The 9,891-nt window shown below is 68.7% G+C and carries 6 protein-coding genes and 1 CRISPR repeat array; of the genes, 2 read left to right on the plus strand and 4 right to left on the minus strand.

Features of this window, described 5'->3' with window-relative positions:
- Positions 1-113: 113 nt before the first annotated feature.
- Positions 114-4,716: a CRISPR direct-repeat array (repeat unit 28 nt; unit sequence GTCCTCCCCGCCGACGCGGGGGTGTTCC).
- A 245-nt stretch (positions 4,717-4,961) separates the two neighbouring features.
- A complete protein-coding gene (locus tag ACH5AO_RS36940; protein WP_398932490.1) occupies positions 4,962-6,110 on the plus strand; it encodes a ParA family protein in 1,149 nt (382 codons plus the stop codon).
- Entirely contained in the window at positions 6,107-7,195 is a 1,089-nt protein-coding gene (locus tag ACH5AO_RS36945; protein WP_398932492.1) for a ParB/RepB/Spo0J family partition protein, read from the plus strand. Before ACH5AO_RS36940 ends, ACH5AO_RS36945 begins: the two co-directional genes overlap by 4 nt.
- A gap of 97 nt (positions 7,196-7,292) precedes the next feature.
- Here ACH5AO_RS36945 and ACH5AO_RS36950 read toward each other — a convergent pair whose 3' ends face one another.
- The 4 genes from ACH5AO_RS36950 to ACH5AO_RS36965 form a co-directional block, all read right to left on the minus strand.
- Complete coding sequence (locus tag ACH5AO_RS36950) at positions 7,293-8,141, minus strand: RNA polymerase sigma factor (RefSeq protein ID WP_398932494.1); 849 nt, start codon at positions 8,139-8,141, stop codon at positions 7,293-7,295.
- Positions 8,134-8,325 carry a hypothetical protein gene (locus ACH5AO_RS36955; RefSeq protein ID WP_398932496.1) on the minus strand — a complete coding sequence of 64 codons (192 nt, stop codon included), beginning with the start codon at positions 8,323-8,325 and terminating at the stop codon, positions 8,134-8,136. Before ACH5AO_RS36955 ends, ACH5AO_RS36950 begins: the two co-directional genes overlap by 8 nt.
- 329 nt (positions 8,326-8,654) lie before the next feature.
- Positions 8,655-9,185 (minus strand): transposase, encoded by a 531-nt coding sequence (locus ACH5AO_RS36960; protein WP_398932500.1) that lies wholly within the window; start codon positions 9,183-9,185, stop codon positions 8,655-8,657.
- Between the two features lie 41 nt (positions 9,186-9,226).
- Positions 9,227-9,721 (minus strand): transposase, encoded by a 495-nt coding sequence (locus ACH5AO_RS36965; protein ID WP_398932498.1) that lies wholly within the window; start codon positions 9,719-9,721, stop codon positions 9,227-9,229.
- Between the last annotated feature and the right edge of the window lie 170 nt (positions 9,722-9,891).

Below are 9,891 nucleotides of genomic sequence, written 5' to 3' on the forward strand. Positions count from 1 at the left end.
CCACCCCCCAGGTCATGCCTTCGACAGGGGGACACAGTCATGCCGGGCCCGGAGGCCAGCGGCCCTCTTGCAGGACCGCGAAGAACATAACGGGGACTCCTCGTCGCCCTGATGTCCTCCCCGCCGACGCGGGGGTGTTCCGCGCCCCTTGTCGAGCGAGGAGCGACATCGTGGGTCCTCCCCACCGACGCGGGGGTGTTCCGATCCTCGCGGACCCCGCGAACGCTCTGCGCGCGTCCTCCCCGCCGACGCGGGGGTGTTCCGTTCCACGGGGACCGCTACCGCGACTTCTCCGAGTCCTCCCCGCCGACGCGGGGGTGTTCCGGACACGGATGCGCTGGTGGGGGTGTGGGTTGCGTCCTCCCCGCCGACGCGGGGGTGTTCCGAACAGCGGCTCGTATTGCTGGATCAGGCCTCGGTCCTTCCCGCCGACGCGGGGGTGTTCCGTGCGACACCGGTTTCGCCTTGGAACTGTGGGCGTCCCCCGCCAACGCGGGGGTGTTCCGAAGCTCAGGCACTCCACGATCGTCCTGACCGCGTCCTCCCCGCCGACCGCGGGGGTGTTCCGCTCGTGTCGCTCATCCCGAGGGTGATGGTCTTGTCCTTCCCGCCGACGCGGAGGTGTTCCGGAGCGCCAGGCCGCAGGTGTGCGCCTGGACTGGTCCTCCCCGTCGACGCGGGAGTGATCCGTCCCCCAGCAGCCACTCCAGGGGGAGCAGGCCGCCTTCCCCGCTGACGCGGGGGTGTTGCGGTGGCCAGCGTGCCCACCTGGGGGGCCGTCGGTTCTCCTGCCGACGCAGGGGTGTTCCGGAGGAAGGAAGATCAGGTGGGGGTGGGCTTCTGTCCTCCCAGCCGACGCGGGGGTATCCCGATCGGGGCGACGAGGATGAACTGGGCGAGGACGTTCTCCCCGCCGGCGCGGGGGTGCTCCGTACAACACGATCAAGGACGACATCCCGCGCATGTCTTCCCCGCCGACGCGGGGGTGTTCCGGCCACCCTCGCGGGCATGCTGGTCTGGCTCGGGTCCTCCCCGCCGACGCGGGGGTGTTCCGAAGGAGACCCTGGCGTGGACACGAACCGCTCGGTCCTCCCCACCGACGCGGGGGTGTTCCGGCGAGGGACTCCAGCCGGGCCTTGATGGCTCCGTCCTCCCCGCCGACGCGGGGGTGTTCCGGTTTCAACCGGTGGATCGCCCTCTCTCTGGCGGTCCTCCCCGCCGACGCGGGGGTGTTCCGTTCACCCTGTCCGGCGAGAACGGCCTGACGATGTCCTCCCCGCCGACGCGGGGGTGTTCCGTCCGCCGACAGCTTCGGCAGCACCCGTGGGCGGTCCTCCCCGCCGACGCGGGGGTGTTCCGTTCCGCGACACCGACCACGCCAACACCGCCGCGTCCTCCCCGCCGACGCGGGGGTGTTCCGCGCGGGGACTTCGTGCGGTACCGGGGGACCTGGTCCTCCCTGCCGACGCGGGGGTGTTCCGACGGGTTCGGGGCGCCGGGTGCTGCCGCTGCAGTCCTCCCCGCCGACGCGGGGGTGTTCCGCTGATGCCGATCGCCCAGATGTGTCTCGTCCCGTCCTCCCCGCCGACGCGGGGGTGTTCCGGCGATCACGGCCGCCGTTCGAGGCTCCGTGCGGTCCTCCCCGCCGACGCGGGGGTGTTCCGTGGTCCCAGTCGTCCAGGTTGACCCGGAGCAGGTCCTCCCCGCCGACGCGGGGGTGTTCCGCCCTCGTACCAGAACTACCAGCTGAAGGTGCGGTCCTCCCCGCCGACGCGGGGGTGTTCCGCGCGTCCGCCACCTGCGCGGCATGTCCCACCTGTCCTCCCCGCCGACGCGGGGGTGTTCCGCCGCGGGACGAGACCGTGGACAAATTCACGAAGTCCTCCCCGCCGACGCGGGGGTGTTCCGCTGGTGGATGCGGGGATGCTGCCCGTGATGATGTCCTCCCCGCCGACGCGGGGGTGTTCCTCCACAGCGGCCACCGGCCACCACGGCGGGGGGGTCCTCCCCGCCGACGCGGGGGTGTTCCGGAGACCAGCATGGAACCGACGATCTACGGCATGTCCTCCCCGCCGACGCGGGGGTGTTCCGCCCTCCACGAGGGCGCGACCGGAGTGCGTGGTGTCCTCCCCGCCGACGCGGGGGTCTTCCGAGCGTCATTCCCGGGCCTGTGGCGAAGGCTCTGTCCTCCCCGCCGACGCGGGGGTGTTCCGTCTTCGGGCCCTAGGGCGAGCAAATCAAGACCGTCCTCCCCGCCGACGCGGGGGTGTTCCGATGCTGTCCCGGCGCATGCCGAACAAGCGGATGTCCTCCCCGCCGACGCGGGGGTGTTCCGTCCGCCTGGGACCGGGTCGCCTCCGGCATGGGGTCCTCCCCGCCGACGCGGGGGTGTTCCGCATTCCTCGAGCGCATCCTCCCGGATGAGGAAGTCCTCCCCGCCGACGCGGGGGTGTTCCGTCCTTCTTCGCCTGCCGCCACGTCCGTCCGGCGTCCTCCCCGCCGACGCGGGGGTGTTCCGGATCAATCAGGGCTCTGCAACCTCATCCGTTTGTCCTCCCCGCCGACGCGGGGGTGTTCCGTTTGAACGCAAAATCCGCAGGCTCATACGGGTGTCCTCCCCGCCGACGCGGGGGTGTTCCACATGCAGGTCAGCGAGGGGGAACCGGTCCGGAGTCCTCCCCGCCGACGCGGGGGTGTTCCGGTGCCGTCCAGCCACACCGTGGCGCGGCTTCCGTCCTCCCCGCCGACGCGGGGGTGTTCCGTATTTGCCCTTCGCCCGGGGTGGCATCGTGTAGTCCTCCCCCGCCGACGCGGGGGTGTTCCGCCAGCACTGCCGACCGGGCTCGCCATCTCCCGGTCTTCCCCGCCGACGCGGGGGTGTTCCGGCGGAGCAGGCGGCCGGCGTGCTGCTCGGCGAGTCCTCCCCGCCGACGCGGGGGTGTTCCGCACACCCAGAGCGCGACGATGAGAGCGCCGTAGTCCTCCCCGCCGACGCGGGGGTGTTCCGCCTCCCGGACCGCCGTACCCCCGCCGTCGCGGGTCCTCCCCGCCGACGCGGGGGTGTTCCGTCACGATATTGGGTTCCTGTGACCACTGAGGCGTCCTCCCCGCCGACGTGGGGGTGTTCCGTTCAGCGGTGCGCCCGGGGTGTAGCCGGGGACGTCCTCCCCGCCGACGCGGGGGTGTTCCGTATTTGCCCTTCGCCCGGGGTGGCATCGTGTAGTCCTCCCCCGCCGACGCGGGGGTGTTCCGCCAGCACTGCCGACCGGGCTCGCCATCTCCCGGTCTTCCCCGCCGACGCGGGGGTGTTCCGCCCTCGCTGCGTGGCTGGAGAGCTGGACCGGCGTCCTCCCCGCCGACGCGGGGGTGTTCCGGCGACGGGGGCGCAGCCGAGTGGGAGGCCTTCGTCCTCCCCGCCGACGCGGGGATGTTCCGCAGCAACGTCCATGGTGGCGGTGGCTTCGAGCGTCCTCCCCGCCGACGCGGGGGTGTTCCGGCGGAGCAGGCGGCCGGCGTGCTGCTCGGCGAGTCCTCCCCGCCGACGCGGGGGTGTTCCGCACACCCAGAGCGCGACGATGAGAGCGCCGTAGTCCTCCCCGCCGACGCGGGGGTGTTCCGCCTCCCGGACCGCCGTACCCCCGCCGTCGCGGGTCCTCCCCGCCGACGCGGGGGTGTTCCGAAGGTGGGATACACCCGGCACGCCCTCGCCGAGTCCTCCCCGCCGACGCGGGGGTGTTCCATCCCGCTTGTGCTTGCCCCTGCGTATGAGCGCGTCCTCCCCGCCGACGCGGGGGTGTTCCGCTCACCCGGGCGGAGATCGCGGGGATCTTCGGGTCCTCCCCGCCGACGCGGGGGTGTTCCGCTCAACACCGACGCGCTGCTGCGCATGGACCCGTCCTCCCCGCCGACGCGGGGGTGTTCCGAGCGTCATTCCCGGGCCTGTGGCGAAGGCTCTGTCCTCCCCGCCGACGCGGGGGTGTTCCGGTGTGGCTGTCGGTCGACTACCTCGCTTCCGCGTCCTCCCCGCCGACGCGGGGGTGTTCCGTCTTCGGGCCCTGGGGCGAGCAGATCAAGACCGTCCTCCCCGCCGACGCGGGGGTGTTCCGGCGGTGGAGGTGTTCGTGGGCAGCGTCATGGCGTCCTCCCCGCCGACGCGGGGGTGTTCCGTAGTTCTTCGTGATCGCGAGCGTGTGGGCGTCGTCCTCCCCGCCGACGCGGGGGTGTTCCGTCGTTGCCGGGGGCGAATACGGCGACGCCGTCGTCCTCCCCGCCGACGCGGGGGTGTTCCGTTGCACGGAATCGGGGTTGTAACCGGTGAGGTGTCCTCCCCGCCGACGCGGGGTGTTCCGCGGTAATCCGGCATTGGCCCGCGGTCGAGGGTTTCCTCCCCGCCGACGCGGGGGTGTTCCGCAGATCCTGGGCCCCCTGTCCGGGTGGCAGCTGTCCTCCCCGCCGACGCGGGGGTGTTCCGGATGTGGCGGACCATGAGAGCCGTCTCCGTGCGTCCTCCCCGCCGACGCGGGGGTGTTCCGGCGTCCGCCTCGGTTGAGTCGCTGCGGAACCGGTCCTCCCCGCCGACGCGGGGGTGTTCCGATCTCCGGGGATCGGGCCTGCCAGGGGTGCGGGTCCTCCCCGCCGACTCGGGGGTGCTCCCCTCTACCGCACCCTGATCGGGGAGTACACCGGGTCCTCCCCCGCCGACGCGGAGGTGTTCCGACGTACAGGCGGTCGCGCTGGTTTGCCGGGTCGAGGCCATGCTGGGACTTCGCCGGTGGGGAGATGAATTCAACTCTCTCCAGGGGATGCGCTAACGCTCAGCTAACGGACTGCAAGTGGACAAATAGCACATGGCCGAACAAGGGGCGCAGTGTTGTGCGTTGCACTGCGGTCTACCTTCTTCGGGGGTGAACCGGTGGCCAGTGAGTCCCTACCACCTCGGTCACCTAGTAATGTTCGGCCGCATGAGCATCCCCAGCCCTCGGGGAGAGCGAGAGAAGCTAATCACAGCCCTCACTCCCCAGCTACGCAGGCACCTGAAGATCCGTGCTTTTGAGCATGGAATGGACATCCAGGACGCGACCGAGCATGCCATCAAGGCCTGGTACGAAGCCGATGGTCTCCTCGAAGTGAAGACTGACGGCGCCAAGACGTGGGGAACCTTCCTCCCGGTCGGCGAGCCTGACAAGTTCAAGGGGGTCTGCGCGGAACGAGGAGTCACTTACGTACAGGGCCTGGCGCAGGCGCTGACCCTGTGGCTCGACAACCACCCGTCCCCTTCATCCCCCTTGGTGTCGCAGCCTGTCGTGCGCGTCATAGTGGCTAACCAGAAGGGCGGTGTCGGCAAGACCTTCCTCTCGTCGGGGATCGCTCAGGCCCTCGCGGAGGCCGGCCATCGGGTGTTGCTCGTCGACTACGACCCGCAGGGGCACCTGACGGCGGAACTCGGCTTTGAAGACCTCATGTACGAGGACGACGTCGAGACGCTGATGATGCACATGGACGGAACCGCCAAGGGCGACATCCACGACCTTCTGGTGGCTTTGGACCAAGAGCGGTTCGGGGAGCGGCTGCACCTGCTGCCGGCCTCCGACGATGCCTTCCTGCGTGATGTCGCTCTGTCCAAGGTGAGCTTCTCCGAGGCCGCGCTCGAGCGTGCCCTGGAACCTCTGGAAGAGGACTACGACGTCATCATCATCGACGGCCCGCCCAGCCTGGGGCTGAACATGGACACCGCGCTGTACTACGTGCGCCGTCGTGACGGTGAACTCGCGGACCGGTCCGGGGTGATAACTCCTGTCTGGGCGAACAAGGCCTCGCACCGGGCGTTCCGTCTTTTGAAGAACCAGATGGACGACCTGTGCAAGAAGGGCCGGATCCAGGTCGACTACCTCGGGCTGATCATCAACGCCTACGACAGTCGCCGCGGAAAGCTCGTGAAGCAGAACAGGGACGAGTGGGAGAAGAGCAGCTCCCCGCCCGTGCTCGCCGTGATCGGGGACCTGAAGGAAGGCCGGGAGGCGGCAGACGGTGAGATCCCGCTGCTGGAGTACGCGCCCGACAGTGAACACGCGCAGGTAATGCGCGAACTGGCGAAGGAGCTTGCCGTATGACTCAACAGCGCGTCACCCGCGGGTTCAGCATGAATGAGGAGGGAAGCGGCGAGAAGAAGACGCCGCGCCGTATCCGTACTCGCCAGCAGATCATGAACGGTGAAGGCAAGCGGCCTCCAGCCAAGGTCGAGCTCAAGCTGCTCGCCGGCAATCCTTTCAACCCTCGTGACGAGCTCACCGAGATTGAAGAGACCGCGGAGTCGCTGCGGGCCAAGGGCCAGATCCAGCCCGTCACCGTGGCACGGCGTGCGGCCTTCCTGCACGCCCACCCCGGTCAGGAGGATCAGATCGGTGAGGAAGCCGAGTACGTCGTCATCGACGGCAACCGGCGTCTGGCGGCTGCAGCGCTCGCAGGGCTCACCGAGCTGCGTATCGACGTCAACGACGATCTCGCCGCCAGTGCTGCGGACCTCTTGGAGTCCGCTCTCATCGCCAATATCCACCGGGTGGACGTCCCTCCCATAGATCAGGCGAAGGCCATCCAGGAGCTCGTGCGGGTCCATGGATCTCAGGGGCAGGTAGCCAAGAGGTTGGGGAAGACGCCAGCCTGGGTGTCCCAGCGTCTGGCGCTGCTGGAGCTCACGCCGGAGCTGCAGGAGAAGGTGGAGACCGGCGAGCTGAAGGTAGAACCGGCTCGCCGTATCGGTCGGCTCCCGAAGGAGCAGCAGGCAGAGGAGGCGGAGAGGGCTATTAACGCCGTTAAGCCTCCGCGCCAGCGGCAGCGCCGGAAGCTCTCGGAGGAGCGAAGCGCGGACCCGACCGTTAACGGCGTTAATACCCCCGAGGGCTCAGCCGAGCCAGCCCCGTCTGAGCTGTCGACCGTTAACGCCGTTAATACCCCAGCGGCACCGGAGGCCCCCGTCGGCGCTGAGGCCGACGTGCCGGATCACGAGAAGGGTGGTCAGCCGCGCCGACTGCCGTACGATGACGCGCCATTCGTCGCTCATCACTTGCACCGGAAGATGGAGCCAGCCGTTTTCGCTCAGTGCGCTCGTGTGCTCATGGGCATCCTGCGGGAGCAGCAGCCTGACGAGTACAGCACCCTGATCAACCAGTTGACCGAGCAGGAGCAGCAGTCCGTCTGACCTGAGCGGGCAACGCCAGCTTCCAGAACACAAAAAGCCCTCGTGCTCCTGCGTCGTTCTCGCAGGAGCACGAGGGCTTTGCCGTGCTCACTTGTGCCTACGGCTTCGGCTTGACCGTGGGCGGGCTGTCCTCGTGGGGAGCCGTAAAAGGGTTCGGCCTGACCGTGTGAGGGCTGACCGCGAAGGGGGCCGCATAGCGGCTCGTAGGATCCCCTCCCAAGGGTCGCCCAGCGATGTACGACCGCCAGACGATCCGAGCCAGCACTCCGCTGGCAGCGATTCCCATAAAGAGCAACGGCCAGCGAAGCTGCGCCGCCAGATGCCCTGCTTGCGTCACCAGTTCATCGCCCGCAGCCGGATCGACCGGTGCGGTGCCGGTCCATGCCCAAGCCATTGCGGAGACGACCAACACCCCCACAAGGGTCCCCAGGATCACCCGCAGTGTGATGACCGCTCGAGACACGTGGGTGGCAATGGTCCCCGCCGCTGCTCCCATCGTTTGGGCTGTTTCTGCCTGGGTCAGCCCCCATGCCTTGGTGCACCACACCGCTTTGCGCTGCTGCAGTGGCAGGGTGTCCAGCGCGGCCTTCACGTCCAGCCGCAGGTCGGCCGTGCCGCACGGATCGGCCGTCGCCGGGCCGGCGACCTCTAGTTGCACATCTGCGTCCAAGGACCTGTATCCCTGGCCGTTCCGGTACTGCTGCGCCGCGTGCCAGACCTCATTCTTGATGACCTTGAAGACATAGGGGCGCAGGTCATCGATCGGTTCGGTGCGGGACAGCACTCGCTCCAGGGCTGCCTGTACCACGTCTTCGGGATCCGCCGACGACCGCGGGACCCCGAAGTTGCACAGTCGTCGCCGGGCGTAGCCGACCATCTGCTTGTACCGCTCGGCGGCCAGGACGGATACCGCTCCGGCGTGCTCCGCCTCTTCCTGTTCAGCCATACCGCTTCTGGTTTCCCGTGCGGCGTTCGTCGGCCGTCGCGCGGCCCGACTCTGCATGGGCGCGCACGATGTCCGCTTTCCCGGCCGCCTGGATGCGGAAGGCGAGGCTGTGCAGCACCTTGGTCAGCCCCGGGACGAAGAGCATCACCAAGATCACAACAACACCCATACCTGTCAGCTCCACCGGACCTCCTTCAGTCTGCGGCTGGTCAGCGCCTCACGGTGAAGCGGCAGCCGTACACCCTCCCGACAGTCGTCCGGGTCCCGGATTCTTTACACCGAAGCAGAAAACTCTCGGCGGCCTGGGGGTCGCGGTCATGGCAAGTAGCGGTCGACTGCCTGCGGCTGGCCTCCCCATAGCCGATCCTGATGACCGATGCAGGGCTTGGAGAGGGGGCATACGACGACAAGCATCGAAGAACACGCCAGGCTGTCAAGTCGCAGGCCCCGTTTCCCTCATTTGAGGCTTCTCGTTGAGCTACTGAGGTTGAACTCGTGGTGTCGTGGGGTTGCTCAGGCGGGTCTGATGGTCAGGCCGGTCTCGGTGAGGCAGCCGTCGATGAGGTGACTGCGGTACTGGATGTGCCGTAGGCCGCGTCGGATGCGCCGGACGAGGTGTTCGGGGGTGGAGAAGGCGACGTTGGAGAGCCAGCCGCGTCGCAGGAGGGACCAGATTCCTTCGACGGGGTTGAGGTCGGGTGCGTAGGGCGGCAGGTAGTAGATGGTCAGCCAGTCCCGTGATTCGGCGAACTTCTTCAGGTCGGCGGCCTTGTGGACGTTGAGGTTGTCCCAGATGAGCACGATCGGGCCGCCGAGTTGCTGGTGGGCGGCGATCAGCAGGTCGCGGTAGTCGCGCCAGGAGAAGCTCTTACGTCCGTCGCGGTTGCCGTCGTCCCGGCGCGGCCGGTAAATCAGTTTTGAGCGGTGGCCGGGTTTGTAGCAGGTCAGCGCCGCGATGGAGATGCGTCTGCGGGAGCGGCCGCGGACCCGCACCACCGGGGTCCGGCCGCGCTGTGACCAGGTCTTCGCCTGCGGCGGCGTCATGGAGAATCCGGCCTCGTCCTCGAAGACGAGCCAGGCTCCACTCACCGCCGCGAGCCTTCCGCGCAGGGCCACACCTCCTTGACCCACCCGGCCACCGACTCGTCGTCCCGCTCGATCGCACGTCGGGCCGGCACCTGACATGACCAGCCATTACGGACCAGGAGCTTGCGCACACCTTGGATCGTGTAGGTCAGGTGGAAGCGCCGGCCGATCACCGTCTTCACCCGGCTCAGGGTCCACCGCTGGTCCTCCCAGCCGTGAGCGGCCGGCCCCTTGGCCAACTCCGCCTCCAGTTGGGCGAACTGCTTCTCGCTCAGCCTCGGCAGTGACGCCGGCCCCTGCGACCGCAGCGCCCGCGGACCGCCCTCGTCCCACATCTGCCGCCATCGCTGCACCGAACGAACGCTGACCCGTAGGTTCTTGGCGATCACCGAGCTCGCCTCGCCCCGAGCGAACCTCTCGGCCGCCTTGAGCCGTAACTCCTCGCGGAACTGCTGCCGTTCGGCGGTCAGCCCGCCCCCTTGTGGATACCGCATGCCCCGGTGATACCGCACGAGCGACGAGCCGTCAGCCCCTACGACACCACGAGTTCAACCTCAGTAGGACCTCTTAGACGTCGTCTCATTTGGGTTCGTAACCTTAAGGCATGACGATCGTGGAGCGGCTGGTCCCGGACGGGTTGTGGGAGTTGTTTCAGCGGGTGGTA

This window comes from Streptomyces sp. NPDC018964, assembly GCF_044390325.1.
Classification (GTDB): Bacteria; Actinomycetota; Actinomycetes; order Streptomycetales; family Streptomycetaceae; genus Streptomyces.

What these genes read in the sequence shown, in the direction of transcription:
- ACH5AO_RS36940 (WP_398932490.1), top strand. Translation starts at nt 4,962, where the DNA reads ATGAGCATCCCCAGCCCTCGGGGAGAGCGAGAGAAGCTAATCACAGCC.
- ACH5AO_RS36945 (WP_398932492.1), top strand. Translation starts at nt 6,107, where the DNA reads ATGACTCAACAGCGCGTCACCCGCGGGTTCAGCATGAATGAGGAGGGA.
- ACH5AO_RS36950 (WP_398932494.1), bottom strand. Translation starts at nt 8,141, where the DNA reads ATGGCTGAACAGGAAGAGGCGGAGCACGCCGGAGCGGTATCCGTCCTG.
- ACH5AO_RS36960 (WP_398932500.1), bottom strand. Translation starts at nt 9,185, where the DNA reads ATGACGCCGCCGCAGGCGAAGACCTGGTCACAGCGCGGCCGGACCCCG.
- ACH5AO_RS36965 (WP_398932498.1), bottom strand. Translation starts at nt 9,721, where the DNA reads ATGCGGTATCCACAAGGGGGCGGGCTGACCGCCGAACGGCAGCAGTTC.